Raw genomic sequence first — 14,135 nt, forward strand, 5'->3', positions numbered from 1 at the left:
GTGGACGTCACAGACTCAGCTCCGGGTGCAGCCGGTCGAGGGTCCACACCTGCTTGCGGCGGGCCGACAGGGTGGTCAGCGCGAGGGTACCCACGGTGAACGTCGTCAGCACGGCGCACGCCTGCCACACGGGCCCGAGACCGCCGCCGGTGATGAGCCTGCGCAGGGCCTCGACGACGTAACTCATCGGCAGGAAGGGGTGGATCGCGTTGAAGAAGCCGGGACTGGTCTGTACGGGGTAGGTGCCGCCCGCGGACGTCAGCTGGAGCATCAGCAGGGCGAGCACGAGGATCCGGCCCGCCGCCCCGAACTGCGCGTTCAGCCACTGCACGATCGCCGCGAAACACACCGCCACCAGGAACAGGAACCCGATCGTGCCGGCTGCCCGCACCATGTCCAGACCGATCGCCCAGTGCAGCACGGCCATGAGGGCGGACGTCTGCAGGACGCCCACGGCGGCGGCCGGCAGCCAGCCCGCCAGCGCTATCCGCCGGGCCGAGGCGCCCGCCGCGAGCGCGCGCCGGTTCAGCGGCGGGATCAGCATGTACGCCACCATGGCGCCCACCCACAGGGACAGCGGAATGAAGTAGGGGGCGAAACCGGTGCCGTAGTTCGGCGCGTGGTGCAGGTCCCCGGAGGCGAGCCGCACCGGGTCGGCCATCACCCCGGTGCGCTGGTCGCGTTCCTGCTTGTCGTAGGCGGGGATCTGCGACGCCCCGTCGTGCAGCCCGCCCGCGAGCTTTCCGGAGCCGTCGGCGAGCTTGTACATGCCGCCGTTGAGGTCGACCGCGCCCGTCTCCAGCCTGCCGAGGCCCTCGTCCAGGTCCGCCGCGCCCGTCCGCGCGGTGCCGAGTCCGGTGTGCAGGGTCCTGGCCCCCTGGGCGACCTGGGCCGCGCCCCGGTTGAGCGCGTCCACCTTGGCGACCGCGTCGTCGAGGTCCTCGGAGAGGTGCGGTGCCGCCTGGGCGAGGGCCCGGGCCTGCCGCTGGAGCGTCGTCAGGTCCGACTTCAGGGCGGTCATGTCCCCGTGGTAGTCCTGCACCACGGTGTTCACGTCATGGGCGAGCTTCGCCGCCTGCGCCGCCGCGTCCCTCGCCTTCTTCAGGTCGGCGCACGCGGGGTCGGGCAGGAGCGGGCTGACGCAGCGCCGGCCGTAGACCTCGTTCAGGGCCTCGGAGGCCTCGCGGGTGCCGCTCTCCGCGAGCGGGGCCGTGGTGACGAACGCGTCGAGGTGGTCGCTGATCACGCCCGCCGAGTCGGCCACCAGGGTCGCGGTGTCGGCGATCTGCCGGCCGTTCTTCTTCAGGAACGGCCGCACCTGGTCGGCCGTGCCGTCCACCCGGTCGGCCAGCGCCTGCGTGCCGTCCGCGACCTGCTGCGCCCCGCTTCGGAGGTCGCCCGCGCCCCGGGTGAGCTTCGTCAGGCCGCTCGACAGCTTCCCGCTGCCGTTCTCGGCCTCCTTCAGACCGTCGGCGAGGTCCTTGGAGCCCTGCTCCGCCTTGCCGATCCCGCCCGTGAGCCGGTCGGCCCCCTCGGCGGCCTGCACGGTCTTCCCGTGGATGTCGGAGAAGGAGATGAAGATCCGGTCCAGGAACGACCGCGACGTCTTCGCGGAGGCCGCCGCGCGCACCTCGTTGAACACCGTCTTGGAGATCTGCCCGACGATGTAGTTGTTCGCGTCGTTGGTCCGCACCTGGAGGGCGCCGGTCTCGGGGTCCTTCCCGGAACTGGAGGCGATCCGCGCACTGAAGTCGGACGGCATCGTCAGCGACAGGTAGTAGGTGCCGTCCTCGAGACCCCGCCTGGCCTCGGCCGCGTTCACCTCGTGCCACTCGAAGGTCTCGCTCTCGCGCAGTCCCTTGACGAGGTCGGCGCCCGCGGTGATCCTCCGGCCGTCCGCCGTCGCCCCCTTGTCGTCGTCGACGAGCGCCACGGGGATGCGGTCCAGACGCCCGTACGGGTCCCAGAACGACCACAGGTACAGGGCGCCGTAGAGCAGCGGCAGCAGCAGGAGCGCCACCAGGGCCGCGCGCGGCAGCCTTCCCCTGCCGAACCGCTTCAGCTCAAGCGCGGCCAGTCTCGGCGAGCGCATCCACCGTCTCCTTGTCGTCTTCGTCTGCTTCGTCTGCTTCGACTGCTTCGACTGCTTCGTTGTCTTCGTCGTCTTCTGCGCCGTCCACGGACGGCTTCTCGCGGGTGGCGGGCTCCTGGGGTGCGCCCTGCGTGTCGCGTTCCGCGGCCGGCGGGTTCACGTCCCCGTCCGGCGACACGCGGTCGGCGGAGGCCGTGGACAACACCAGCGCGTCCTGCGGGGCCTCGGTGCACACCGCGAGAACCGTGGTCCCGGCCTCGGCGAGGGACCTCAACAGGGCCCATGCCTCGGCCCGTTCGGCGGCGGAGAGCTTGAGGTCGGTGTCGTCGACGGCGAGCAGGCGCGGCCGGCCCATCAGGGCCAGGGCCACGGACAGCCGCAGGGCCTCCAGGCGCTCCAGATCGCGTACGGCGGTGCGGGGCCCCTTGGGCAGCGCCTCCTGGTCGAGCCCGGCCGCGGCGAGGACGGTGTCGATGCGCCGTCCCGCCGCCGCCCTGCGCTCGTCGCGCGGCCGCAGCAGCGCGCGCAGGGAGTCCCCGAACCGGCTCTCCAGCAGGGCTCGTTCACGCAGGTGCTCGCCCACGGTCAGCGCCGGCTCCAGGTCGGTGACGCCGGAGACGTTCGCGACCGCGCTGATCCGGCGGACCGCGGACATCTCCTTGGGCAGCCGGTGCCCGCCGACCGTGGCACGGCCCTCGCTCGGCTTCATCCGCCCGGTGAGCGTCAGCAGCAGAGAGGTCCGGCCTGAGCCCGACGGCCCCTCGACGGCGACGAGCGAGCCGGGCCGGGCCGTCACATGGACACCCCGGAACACGTGGCCGCGCGGGCCCTTCAGGCCGAGGTCCGTGGCCTCCACGGCGACCCCCGCCGTTTCCTGCTGCATGCCCATGCCCATGCCCATGCCCATGCCCATGCCCATGCCCCTCTTCGTTCCCCTGGGTGACCGGCCCAGCTGTGGGCCTTTTTTGAACTGACTGGTCAGTCTAAAATTATCCCGAACCTACGAGCGAAGCAAAAGCGCAGGTCAGAACGGATTGTCAGTGCCATACCTCACGATGGGTACATACGGCCACAGGGCCGTCACGCAGACGACAGGAGGTTCGTCATGGCCAGCCATCCCGCAGGTGCCGTACGTCGGCGCCGCGTCACCGGCCCTGCCCCCTCACTGACCGGCCCGGCGGGCGACGTACACCCCGTGCTGCGCCGGGCCACGGCCCCACCCGCTGCCCTGGACCTGCTTGCCCAGGCGCGCGCCGGACTCGACGAGGCGGCCCGCCTGGAAACCCCCAACGAACGGTACGCGACGGCCCATCTGGCCGCTCTTCGTACAGCGGCCGCCGTGCTCGCCGTGCGCGGCCGGCCGGAGCCCACCGCCCGGCGCCGCGCCAGGATCAGGAGCGCCTGGGAGGTGCTTCCCGAGATCGCGCCCGAACTCACCGAGTGGAGCGCGCTGTTCGCCTCAGGCGCCGCCCGCCGCGCCCGCGCCGAGGCCGGCATCCGAGGCGCGGCCAGCACCCGCGACGCCGACGATCTGATACGCGACGTGGCGATGTTCCTGCGCCTGGTCGAGCGGACGCTGCTGCTTCAGCCGGTTCTGCCGCAGCCACGGCAGACCGGCGAGCGGGAGACCGGTGAGCGGGGGGTGGGCGATAGGGCGTTGGGGGAGAGGGAGGTGCCGGACGCGGGCTGAGCCCCCTGGTGGCCGGGCCGCGGCTTCCGGAGGGCGCGGGTGACGTCCAGGGGCGGGCGGGGGTGGCGTGGGGGCGCGGGTCTACGGGCTGGACGGGGGCGAGGGGAGGGGCTTAGGGGCCGGCGGTGGGGTGAGGGCGGGCGGGGGTGCGTGGGGTGGGTCGCGGACCTGGCGGTGGGGCGGGTCCTGGGCCGGGCGTGGGGCTGGGGCTTCAGGCCTGGCGGCGATGTGGGTCGGGGCTCCGGGCAGGGTGCCGGAGGCAATAGGGTGGAGGGGCCTGCAAGCCTTTCGCCCTGGTACGGGGTCCGGAAGGCCGCCCGATCGCTCCGCCGCACAAGCAGGCGGTGCCGCGCCGAGGAGTCAACTGCCGTGTCGGACCCGATGCGCCCCCGCGCTTCTCTCCGTACCGCCGTGGTCTGGGAGGTCCTCAAGGACGCCCTCGACCGCCGCGTCAAGGCCACGGGGCGGGACGTGCTGGACGTCCTCGACACCGGTGGCGGCAGCGGCAACTTCGCGGTGCCCGTCGCCCGCCTCGGCCACCGGGTCACCGTCGTCGACCCCAGCCCGAACGCGCTGTTCGCGCTGGAACGCCGGGCCGCCGAGGCCGGTGTCGCCGACCGGGTGCGGGGCGTCCAGGGCGATGCCCATGGCCTCTTCGACGTGGTGGAGCCCCAGGGCTACGACATCGTGCTGTGCCACGGCGTCCTGGAGTACGTGGACGACCCCGCCGAGGGCGTGCGCAACGTGATCGCCGCGCTGCGTCCCGGCGGCGTCCTCAGCCTGCTCGCCGCGGGGCTCGGCGGTGCCGTCCTGGCACGGGCCCTCGCCGGCCACTTCAAGGAGGCCAGGCAGGCGCTCCAGGATCCGGACGGCCGCTGGGGCGAGGGCGACCCCGTGCCGCACCGCTTCACCGCGGAGCAGCTCACGGCGCTCGTCGAGGACGCGGGCCTCGGTGTCGCCGCCATACACGGCGTCCGGGTCTTCGCGGATCTCGTGCCCGGAGTCCTGGTGGACACCGAACCGGGCGCCCTCGACGCGCTGCTCAAGCTGGAGGCCGCGGCGGCCGAGGTCCCCGCCTTCCACTCCGTGGCCACACAGCTCCATGTCCTCGGCGAGACCCGGGCCGCGGCCGAGGTCTGAGTCCACTGCCGTGACACGCCGTTGATCAGCGGCGCGGCGGCGGATGGAGTACGCCACAGGAACTCCGATCGGGCTGTGTGCGCCGTATGATCGAGGGAGACCGTCCGGCATGACGGGTTGGCTGCTGGGGAATGGAAGCCTCAGTGAGCCAGGACGGCCATGGCGGATTCCGGTTGGCCAATTGGCGTAGAGGGGCGGGTTTCAAGGGGGCGATTCCCTGCCTATCCTGAAGGGGACCCCCAGTCGCCCCGGCGACTGCACGATGAGGAGGACTCCGTGCCGCTCTCGGAGCACGAGCAGCGCATGCTCGAGCAGATGGAGCGAGCGCTGTACGCCGAAGATCCCAAGTTCGCGACAGCGCTTGAGGGAAGCGGGCTGCGTACGTACACCCGGCGACGGGTGTACCAGGCGGCAGTGGGCTTCCTGGTGGGTATCGCGCTCCTCATGGCCGGAATGGTCGCGAAGCAGATCTGGATCAGCGTGGTGGGCTTCCTCGTCATGCTGGGCTGTGCGGTGCTTGTCGTGACCGGCTGGCGCAAGGCCCCCAAGCCGGGCGAGCAGGGGGCGCCGGGCGCCCGCAGGCAGGTCAGGCAGCGGCGCTCCATGATGGACCGGATGGAACAGCGCTGGCAGCGACGCCGGGACGAACAGGGCCATTAGCCCTCCGGGCGCAGACCGGAGACTTCCGCAAGGGGGCGACCACCGATCGGGTGGCCGCCCCCTTGCGCATGCCCGGAACCGGCCAGCCGCCGCGTCGCCGTCCCGCCGGGCGGTCCGGGCGCGAGGCTGCGTGACGCTTCCGCGGCCCGCAGGCACCACAGGCAGGGCCGCCCGGAAGGCCGCGGGACGATCCGGGAGGCGGGCTGGGTGGTCCGGGAGGCGGTTGGGCGGTCTGAAAGCCGGTTGGGCGGTCCGGGAGGCGTCTGGGCAGTCCGGGAAATGGTCGGGCGGGTCCGGGAGGCGTCTGGGCGGTGCGGGAGGCGTCTGGGCAGTCCGGAGAGCGGATGGGCGGTTCGGGAGACGCCTGGGCAGTCCGGAGGGCGGTTGGACGGTCCGGGAGGCGTCTGGGCAGTCCGCGGAAGTGGTCGGGCGGTCGGGCTGCCGGGGGTGTGGGCGGTCCGAAAGGCCACCGGGCGGTCCGGTTGCGTGGACGCCACACGCCCCCTCGGGCCGCAGGGCCCCCACAGGCGCCTCCCGGCCGTGTCCCCGGCCCATATCCCGGGCCTGGCGAGGGCGAGCGGGCGGAGAGGGCCCCGCCTCGCCCCTTGGCGGGGTGCCTCCCGTCTCGGCTTCGTCCCTTGGCGGGACGCGCCCCGTCTCCGCCCCGTCCCCTGGCGGGACGCCCCCCGTCTCAGCCGCTCTGCTGGTCGGACGGGCGGCGTAGCAGGGCGGACCAGCGGGTTGTCCAGCGGGCCTTGAGGTCCGTCCAGCGGTCGCCGACGGCCCAGACGACCCGCAGGGCGGAGCGCGGTGCCACGACCGCGCGTACCCGGGTCCGCAGGCCGACCCGCGATCGCAGTGCCGACCGCACCGTGCGCACATCGCCGACGAGACCGGCCTCGGGGCGCGGCTGCGGAGCGAAGAGCACCTGCTCCACGGCACCGGCCACGCGGTGCACGGCAGCGGCGGCGGACTCGTCCAGCCGGCCGAGCCGCACGATCCGCTCGGCGGCCCCACGCGGGGTCAGGGCGTCGTCCGGCACTATGCCGTAGTCCCATGCCGTGTCCGTAAGCTCGCGCCACACGGCCAGGGTGTGTCCCACGGCCGCCTCGGCCGCCCGGCTCGGGGACCCCTCGCCCGGCAGCGCGGTCACCTCTATGTCACCGGCGTACCGCTCGGCGGGCCCGGGGTTCCGGCCCCGTGCCCGGACCGGCTGCCCGGCCGACGACGCGTGCAGGGCGGAGGCCAGCCGCACCGACCGGCTCCGCAGCCGCCACAGCATCGGCGTCAGCGGCACCGCGATCAGGGCCAGCCCCAGCAGCGTCCACGCCACGACCTGGTACCACGGCGGCCCGCCGTCGCCGGTGATCGCCACGGCACCGGAGGACTGGCTCGGGCACGCCTCCAGCTTGCGCATGGTCGCCGAGCAGCTCTCGCTCGACGACGGAGCCGTGGACGGCGCCGTCGTCGACGACAGCGACGGCTGCGGCGCGACCGGGTTCTCCCCGCTGGGCGTGTCCGACTGCGTGTACGAGGGGGCCGTCCCCCGGCTGGGGGTCGGCTCGAAGCGCGTCCAGCCGACGCCCTCGAAGTACAGCTCGGGCCACGCGTGCGCGTCCCGCAGCCCCACCGACATGGAACCGTCCGCCTGCGGGGAACCCGGGGTGAAGCCCACCGCGACCCGGGCCGGAATCCCCAGGGTCCGGGCCATCGCGGCCATCGCGAACGAGAAGTGCACGCAGAAGCCCCGCTTGTCCCTCAGGAACCGCGCGATGGCTCCCGACCCGGTGCCGACCTGCACATCGGTGCTGTAGGTGAACCCGCCCTCGGCCGCGAAGTAGTCCTGAAGCTTGACCGCCTGCTCGTAGTGGTTGGAGGACCCCGCGGTCACCTTGCGGGCCGTCTGCGCCACGACCGGCGGCAGCGACGCCGGCACCTTCGTGAAGGTGCGCTTCAGCGACTCCGGCGGCTCCGGCGCCGTGGCCAGTTGCTCCGCGGTCGGCTGCACGATCAGACTCTTGACGTCGTACTGAATGCCGCGCGTGTTCTGTCCGTGGTCGCCGACGAGCGTGCGGCCCACCGGCTCGTAGCGCCAGCTTCCCTTGATCTTCACGCTGGTCGCGGGGTACGGCATCGGCAGCCAGTCCTGTGCGTACCAGTCCGCCGCCGAGATCCGCGTCTCGATCTCCGTCCGCCGCACCCCGCCCGCGAGGCCGGTCGGTGTGGGGAGCGAGCCCGGCACGGCGGTGATGTGCCGTTGGGCCGGGCGCCAGGTCGTGCCGTCGAAATCGTCCAGGGCGACGATCCGCAGATACATGTCCTGGGTGTCGTCCGAGTTGGTGCGGTAGGCCATGACCTGGCGGTCCTGGTCCACGTTCAGACTGTCGCGCAGCGAGACCAGGGGGTTGACCGCGGAGATCGTGTTGCCGTCGCCGAGGCCCGCGCCGACCCCGGTGCCGGCGCCGTCCAGCAGACCCCCCTTGAGCGAGGGCAGCGCGAGCGGCACCACCAGGGCGACGCCCAGTGCGACCGCGCCGATTCGCCGTCCGGTGCGGACCGGGGCGACGGCGCCGCCCGAGTCCCGGTCCCGGCCGCGCGCGGCGCCGGCGAAGACCCGCCCCCACTGGGAGAGCCGGTCACGGCCCTCGGCCAGCAGCAGCATCAGATAGCCGCACGCGGCGACGAGGAACCACAGCCAGTCGGCGGCGCCGTGGGAGAGCCCGGCGGCCACCGAGTACAGCGCGAGCAGCGGCAGCCCGGCCGGGGCCGCCGAGCGGAACGTCACCGCGAGCGCGTCCACCAGCAGCCCGATGAGCAGCACCCCACCGACGATCATCAGCCGGATGCCCGGGGTCAGCGGCGCGGGGATCGCGTACCGCCCCACGTCCTGCGTGCCCGACCGCAGCAGCTCCCCGAAGCGGCGGAAGGCGTCCGGACCCGGGAGGAAACCGGCGATGGACTCACCGTGCGCGAAGATCAGTGTGAGCAGCAGCAGGCCGACGACCACCTGACAGGCGAGGGTCAGCGAACGCGCCAGCGGCACCCGCCGGGCCAGCATCCCGACCCCGGTCTGTACCGCCACCAGGAACGCCGCCTGGAAGATCCAGGTCGCCGGGGACACCAGGGGCAGCAGCGCGCACGACGCCGCCAGTGTCGCCGCCGCGGCACACAGCGCCAGCCGGGCCCGCCCGCTCATGACCGTCCCTCCGCATCGCTCACCGCGCCCACGCCCGTGCGCTGCCGGTCCGCCTCGCGCCACAGCTCCGCGAGCGGTACGCCGCGGGGCACCGTCAGCGCCGTCCAGCCGGCCTCGCGCAGCATCCGCAGCGGTTCCCCGGTGTGGTCCAGGGGGCCGGGCACATCGGTCTGTTCGCGTCCCCAGTCGGCGCTGTCCAGCAGGAAGGCGAGCGCGCCGCCGCTGCGTCTGCTCATCTTGGCGGCCACCGTGGCCTGCTCCTCGTCCAGGTCGCCGAAGAAGGCGACCAGCAGTCCCTCGTTCCCGCCGCGCAGCACGTCGTACGCGTGGGACAGGCCCGTGCCGTCCGAGTGGTCGATCACGGCGAGCGTGTCCATCATCAGCCCGGCCGCGTCCGCGGACTCATGGCTCGCGCCCGCGAACCCGTCGGCCCCCTCGCCGGGCACCGAGTTCCCCGTGTCCGTCAACAGCCGGACGGAGAAGCCCCGTTCGAGCATGTGCACCAGTGTGGACGCGGCGCCCGCGACCGCCCACTCGAAGGCCGAGTCCGGGCCGACGCCCTGGAAGGCGATGCCCCGGGTGTCGAGCAGCACCGTGCACCTGGCCCGCTGCGGCTGTTCCTCCCGGCGCACCATCAGCTCGCCGTAGCGAGCGGTGGAGCGCCAGTGCACCCGGCGCAGGTCATCGCCGTGGCGGTAACCGCGCGGGATCACGTCGTCCTCGCCGGCCAGTGCCAGCGAACGCTGCCGCCCGTCGCCGTAGCCCGTCGCCTCGCCCGCGAGCCGTACGGGCGGCAGCGGCTCCACGCGCGGGATGACCGTCAGGGTGTCCTGGGTCGAGAAGGAGCGGGTCAGCTCGCACATCCCGAAGGGGTCGGTCAGGCGCAACTGGAGCGGGCCCAGCGGATAGCGGCCGCGCAGATCGGAGCGCACACGGTAGGACACCTCACGCCGGCCGCCCGGCTCCACCCGGTCCAGGACGAACCGGGGGCGCGGCCCGAGGACGTAGGGCACCCGGTCCTGGAGCATCAACAGCCCGGTGGGCAGCCGTGAGACGTTGTCCATCCGCAGATGGACGCGGGCCTCGGAGCCGGCGGGAACGCGCCCGGGGGACAGACGGCGGCTGCCCGCGACCCGGTAGCGGGTGCGGTAGAGCACCGCCGCGCAGACCAGGGGCAGCGCCGCCAGCAGCAGTCCGACCCGGAGCAGACCGCTCTGCCCGAGGACGTAGGCACAGATCGCGGCCGCGATCCCCGCGGCGAGGAAGGAGCGCCCGCGCGTGGTCAGCCCCGCGAGCGCGGTGCGCGGTCCTCCCCGTTCGTCCTGGCTGCCGGGCGGTGTCCCCCCGTGGGTCATCACAGCCTCCGGGGCGGCTGCTGGCCGTAGCCCCGTCCCAGAGGGAGACCGGACTGCTGCGGTGCCGCGGGCACCGGCGTGCTCCGCAGGATCTCCTGGACGACCTGCTCCGCCGTGCGGCGGCCCAGCTGGGCCTGCGCGGTGGGCAGCAGGCGGTGGGCCAGGACCGCCGCGGCGAGGGACTGGACGTCGTCCGGCAGGGCGTACTCCCGGCCGGACAGGGCGGCGGACGCCTTCGCCGCGCGCAGCAGATGCAGGGTGGCGCGCGGCGAGGCGCCGAGTCTGAGGTCGGGGTGCGTGCGCGTGGCGGCGACCAGGTCCACCGCGTAGCGCCGGACCGACTCCGCGACGTGGACGTCCCGGACGGCCTCGATCAGCTTCACGATCTCGTGCGCGTGCGCCACCGGCTGGAGGTCGTCCAGCGGGTTGACGCCGCCGTGGATGTCGAGCATCTGCACCTCGGCGTCCGCGCTCGGGTAGCCCATGGAGACACGGGCCATGAAGCGGTCCCGCTGGGCCTCGGGCAGCGGGTAGGTGCCCTCCATCTCCACCGGGTTCTGGGTGGCGACCACCATGAAGGGGCTGGGCAGCTCGTAGGTCTGGCCGTCGGTGGTGACCTGGCGCTCCTCCATCGACTCCAGCAGCGCCGACTGGGTCTTGGGGGAGGCGCGGTTGATCTCGTCGCCGATCACGATCTGGGCGAAGATCGCGCCCGGCTTGAACTCGAAGTCCCGGCGCTGCTGGTCCCAGATGGACACGCCCGTGATGTCCGAGGGCAGCAGGTCCGGTGTGAACTGGATGCGCCGCACCGAGCAGTCGATGGAGCGCGCCAGCGCCTTCGCGAGCATCGTCTTGCCGACGCCCGGGACGTCCTCGATCAGAAGATGTCCCTCGGCGAGCAGCACGGTCAGTGAAAGCCGCACGACCTCGGGCTTGCCCTCGATCACTCCTTCCACCGAACTGCGGACGCGCTCCACAGTGGCGGTCAGATCAGCAAGGCTCGCTCGATCGTCATAGGTCGTCACCCGGCCCTCCTCGGCCCGTACTTTCTCCGGGCCGACGCTCTGCGATGCGGACCGGCCCACCCCGAACACGGACACCACGCGGGAAGGGTCCCGCGTGACGTCACACCCCGCATTCTTGTTGCCGTTACCGGTTCGTGTCACTCGGCTGTGGATAACTGGCCGCGATATGTCGGGCTTACGGCCTTTTTGGCCCACCGCGGCCGGGATGTTTGCCCGAATGGGTGTTCACGCGGGCGTGACGAAGGGCCGGAGACGGACGCCGGAACGCGCCGCTACGCCGGGTCTATCTCCCGCAGCAGCCCCGTCCTCACGTCGAAGACGAAGCCCCGTACGTTGTCGGTGTGGAGCAGGAACGGCGAGGTGCGCACCCGCTGCATTGACTGCCGCACGTCCTGGTCGACGTCGCGGAAGGCCTCCACCGCCCAGGCGGGCCGCTGGCCGACCTCCATCTCCAGCTCGTGCCGGAACTCCTCCGTCAGGGACTCCAGACCGCAGCCGGTGTGGTGGATCAGCACGACGCTGCGGGTGCCGAGCGCCCGCTGGCTGATGGTGAGGGAGCGGATCACGTCGTCGGTGACGACGCCGCCCGCGTTGCGGATGGTGTGGCAGTCGCCCAGCTCCAGACCGAGCGCGGCGTGCAGGTCCAGCCGGGCGTCCATGCAGGCCACGACCGCGACCTGGAGCACGGGACGGGCGTCCATCCCGGGATCCGTGAACGCGGCGGCATAGTGCTCGTTGGCCTCCACGAGGCGATCGGTGACGGTGCCGACTATGGCGCCTTCGGGACCGGCGGGTACGGATGCGGAAGTCGTCATACCCATGACGTTACTGGTCACAGCCGCTCCAGGCCTGTCGTGAGAGTGGACAAAGAACGACACCGTGGCTTGTTGTGACGCACCCCACGCGGCAGGTGAGGCCCCGGCCGGACGGGTGAACGCCGGAGCGGCGCGCCGCCGCAGCGGGCGGGACGGGCGACCCGCAGGCCGGTTGATTGACCGCAAGACAGGGTGGACTAAAGTGACGCGAAGGGGGAGGCGAGACGCTCTCCCCACGGACTGTTCACCCAGGAGACGCCGGCCGCGCGCCGGTTTCTCCCCGCGTGCGCGGCGCGTACGTATGGCTCGGCCTCCTCCCGCTCCCGGTCGGCTGACGCTTCCGGCGCCGGCGGGCCACTGCTTCACGGGGGGCGTCCCCAGCGTCGTCTGGAGGAGGGCGGCCGGCCGTCCGTGCGGACCGGCGCGCCGGATCTGAGAGGCCCCCTTGAGCAACAGTCGACACGTGCCCGTCATGCTCCGGGAGTGTCTGGACATGCTGGCCCCGGCCCTCGCCGAACCGGGGGCCGTCGTCGTCGACTGCACCCTCGGGCTCGGCGGCCACAGCGAGGGGCTGCTGGCGCGGTTCCCCGAGGCGCGGCTCGTGGGGCTCGACCGCGACAAGGAGGCGCTGCGCCTGTCCGGGGAACGGCTCGCCCCCTTCGGGGCGCGCGCCACTTTGGTGCACGCCGTCTACGACGAACTTCCCGCGGTGCTCGACAGGCTGGGCCTCCCGCGCGTCCAGGGAGTGCTCTTCGACCTCGGCGTCTCCTCCATGCAACTCGACGAGGCGGAGCGCGGCTTCGCGTACGCGCACGACGCCCCGCTCGACATGCGCATGGACCAGACGACGGGAGTCAGCGCCGCCGAGGTCCTCAACACCTACCCGCCCGGCGAACTCGTACGGATCCTGCGGGCGTACGGCGAGGAGAAGCAGGCCAAGCGGATCGTGGCCGCGATCGTGCGCGAGCGCGCGAAGGAGCCGTTCACCACCAGCGCGCGGCTCGTGGAGCTGATCAGGGACGCGCTGCCGCAGGCCGCCAAGCGGACCGGCGGCAACCCCGCCAAGCGCACCTTCCAGGCGCTGCGCATCGAGGTCAACGGCGAACTCGCCGTCCTGCACAGGGCGATCCCCGCGGCCGTGAAGGCCCTCGCCGTCGGCGGCCGGATCGCCGTCCTGTCCTATCACTCGCTCGAAGACCGCCTGGTCAAGCAGGTGTTCGCGGCGGGCGCCGCGAACACCGCGCCCCCCGGGCTCCCGGTCGTCCCCGAACACCACCAGCCCCGGCTCAAGCTCCTCACGCGCGGTGCCGAACTTCCCACCGAGGAGGAGATCGCCGAGAACCGCCGCGCGGCCCCGGCGCGTCTGCGTGGTGCCGAGCGCATCCGCGAGGACGCCGAGTGAGCCTGACGGAAGCCGAGTGGGCCTGACGAGAGGGGTGGGCGAGTGAACAGAGCAGCCACGGGACGCCGGGGTACGCCGACGGACGAGCGGTGTCCGCCCCGGCCCCGGCGGTCCTCCGTCCCGGCCCAGCCGCCCCCCGCCTGCCGGCCGCGCACGTGGGCCCCCGCTCGGCGGGAGGCCGTGTGAGCGGGAAACCCGAACTCAGGGGCCGGGCCGCCCGGCTCGCGCGCCTCATTCCGGCCGGCCGGGGCGGCGGCGCCGCCCGTACGCCCTTCGTGCTGCTGGTCGTCCTGCTCCTCGGCGGCGGGCTCATCGGACTCCTCGTGCTGAACTCCGCGCTCAGCGAGGGCGCGTTCCGACTCGACGACCTGCAGCGGCAGACCAAGAGCCTCACCGACGAGGAGCAGGCCCTCCAGCGGGACGTGGACGCCTACGCGGCCCCGGACGCCCTCCAGCGCCGCGCCCGGGAACTCGGCATGGTCCCCGGCGGCGACCCCGCGTTCCTCAACCCCGACGGCACCGTCAAGGGCGTTCCCTCTGCCCCCGCCCCGCAGCCCGCGGCGAACACCACCGCGCCGCGCCCGCCCGAGGTGCTCAGCCCGTATCCGGACCCCACGGCGCCGCCGCCCGCGGACCCCACGGCGCACCCCTCCCCGAGCACCCCGGCGCAGCCGTCCCCGGCCACTCCCTCGGCGGCCCGCTCCGCGACCGCGCCCTCCACCCCGCCCGCACGCCCCTCCCCGACCCCCGGCAGGTGACG

11 protein-coding genes are annotated in these 14,135 nt (G+C 73.3%); 5 read left to right on the forward strand and 6 right to left on the reverse strand.

Features of this window, described 5'->3' with window-relative positions:
* Nucleotides 1-7: 7 nt before the first annotated feature.
* Together ACWD5Q_RS03225 and ACWD5Q_RS03230 are read right to left on the reverse strand one after the other, a co-directional pair.
* The gene (locus tag ACWD5Q_RS03225; RefSeq protein WP_451425274.1) at nucleotides 8-2,092 is read right to left on the reverse strand and encodes a YhgE/Pip family protein; all 2,085 of its coding nucleotides are present in this window, start codon (nucleotides 2,090-2,092) and stop codon (nucleotides 8-10) included.
* Nucleotides 2,064-3,011 (reverse strand): ATP-binding cassette domain-containing protein, encoded by a 948-nt coding sequence (locus ACWD5Q_RS03230; protein ID WP_451425275.1) that lies wholly within the window; start codon nucleotides 3,009-3,011, stop codon nucleotides 2,064-2,066. The genes ACWD5Q_RS03225 and ACWD5Q_RS03230 overlap by 29 nt, the downstream gene beginning before the upstream one ends.
* Before the next feature lie 186 nt (nucleotides 3,012-3,197).
* Between ACWD5Q_RS03230 and ACWD5Q_RS03235 the strand changes: the two genes are divergently transcribed.
* From ACWD5Q_RS03235 to ACWD5Q_RS03245, 3 genes are all read left to right on the forward strand, one after another.
* The gene (locus tag ACWD5Q_RS03235; protein ID WP_451425276.1) at nucleotides 3,198-3,782 is read left to right on the forward strand and encodes an SAV_6107 family HEPN domain-containing protein; all 585 of its coding nucleotides are present in this window, start codon (nucleotides 3,198-3,200) and stop codon (nucleotides 3,780-3,782) included.
* A gap of 369 nt (nucleotides 3,783-4,151) precedes the next feature.
* The gene (locus ACWD5Q_RS03240) at nucleotides 4,152-4,922 is read left to right on the forward strand and encodes a methyltransferase (protein WP_451425277.1); all 771 of its coding nucleotides are present in this window, start codon (nucleotides 4,152-4,154) and stop codon (nucleotides 4,920-4,922) included.
* Nucleotides 4,923-5,198: 276 nt separating this feature from the next.
* Nucleotides 5,199-5,582, forward strand: a complete 384-nt coding sequence (locus ACWD5Q_RS03245; protein WP_451425278.1) for a DUF3040 domain-containing protein — start codon at nucleotides 5,199-5,201, stop codon at nucleotides 5,580-5,582.
* A 691-nt stretch (nucleotides 5,583-6,273) separates the two neighbouring features.
* Here ACWD5Q_RS03245 and ACWD5Q_RS03250 read toward each other — a convergent pair.
* The 4 genes from ACWD5Q_RS03250 to ACWD5Q_RS03265 form a co-directional block, all read right to left on the reverse strand.
* Nucleotides 6,274-8,778, reverse strand: a complete 2,505-nt coding sequence (locus tag ACWD5Q_RS03250) for a transglutaminase TgpA family protein (protein WP_451425279.1) — start codon at nucleotides 8,776-8,778, stop codon at nucleotides 6,274-6,276.
* Entirely contained in the window at nucleotides 8,775-10,133 is a 1,359-nt protein-coding gene (locus ACWD5Q_RS03255; protein ID WP_451425280.1) for a DUF58 domain-containing protein, read from the reverse strand. The genes ACWD5Q_RS03250 and ACWD5Q_RS03255 overlap by 4 nt, the downstream gene beginning before the upstream one ends.
* Nucleotides 10,133-11,158: an AAA family ATPase gene (locus tag ACWD5Q_RS03260; RefSeq protein WP_451425424.1), complete on the reverse strand. Its 1,026-nt coding sequence runs from the start codon at nucleotides 11,156-11,158 to the stop codon at nucleotides 10,133-10,135. The genes ACWD5Q_RS03255 and ACWD5Q_RS03260 overlap by 1 nt, the downstream gene beginning before the upstream one ends.
* A 272-nt stretch (nucleotides 11,159-11,430) precedes the next feature.
* Nucleotides 11,431-11,973 carry a beta-class carbonic anhydrase gene (locus tag ACWD5Q_RS03265; protein WP_451425281.1) on the reverse strand — a complete coding sequence of 181 codons (543 nt, stop codon included), beginning with the start codon at nucleotides 11,971-11,973 and terminating at the stop codon, nucleotides 11,431-11,433.
* Nucleotides 11,974-12,418: 445 nt separating this feature from the next.
* Between ACWD5Q_RS03265 and rsmH the strand changes: the two genes are divergently transcribed.
* Both rsmH and ACWD5Q_RS03275 read left to right on the forward strand, forming a co-directional pair.
* The gene (gene rsmH / locus ACWD5Q_RS03270) at nucleotides 12,419-13,375 is read left to right on the forward strand and encodes a 16S rRNA (cytosine(1402)-N(4))-methyltransferase RsmH (RefSeq protein WP_451425282.1); all 957 of its coding nucleotides are present in this window, start codon (nucleotides 12,419-12,421) and stop codon (nucleotides 13,373-13,375) included.
* Between the two features lie 182 nt (nucleotides 13,376-13,557).
* Nucleotides 13,558-14,133 (forward strand): hypothetical protein, encoded by a 576-nt coding sequence (locus ACWD5Q_RS03275; protein WP_451425283.1) that lies wholly within the window; start codon nucleotides 13,558-13,560, stop codon nucleotides 14,131-14,133.
* Nucleotides 14,134-14,135 lie beyond the last annotated feature (2 nt).

The sequence above is a fragment of the Streptomyces sp. NPDC002513 genome, from assembly GCF_053595355.1.

Coding starts and splice junctions, on each gene's coding strand:
- ACWD5Q_RS03225 (WP_451425274.1), bottom strand. CDS start 2,092: ATGCGCTCGCCGAGACTGGCCGCGCTTGAGCTGAAGCGGTTCGGCAGG.
- ACWD5Q_RS03230 (WP_451425275.1), bottom strand. CDS start 3,011: ATGGGCATGGGCATGGGCATGGGCATGGGCATGGGCATGCAGCAGGAA.
- ACWD5Q_RS03235 (WP_451425276.1), top strand. CDS start 3,198: ATGGCCAGCCATCCCGCAGGTGCCGTACGTCGGCGCCGCGTCACCGGC.
- ACWD5Q_RS03250 (WP_451425279.1), bottom strand. CDS start 8,778: ATGAGCGGGCGGGCCCGGCTGGCGCTGTGTGCCGCGGCGGCGACACTG.
- ACWD5Q_RS03255 (WP_451425280.1), bottom strand. CDS start 10,133: ATGACCCACGGGGGGACACCGCCCGGCAGCCAGGACGAACGGGGAGGA.
- ACWD5Q_RS03265 (WP_451425281.1), bottom strand. CDS start 11,973: ATGACGACTTCCGCATCCGTACCCGCCGGTCCCGAAGGCGCCATAGTC.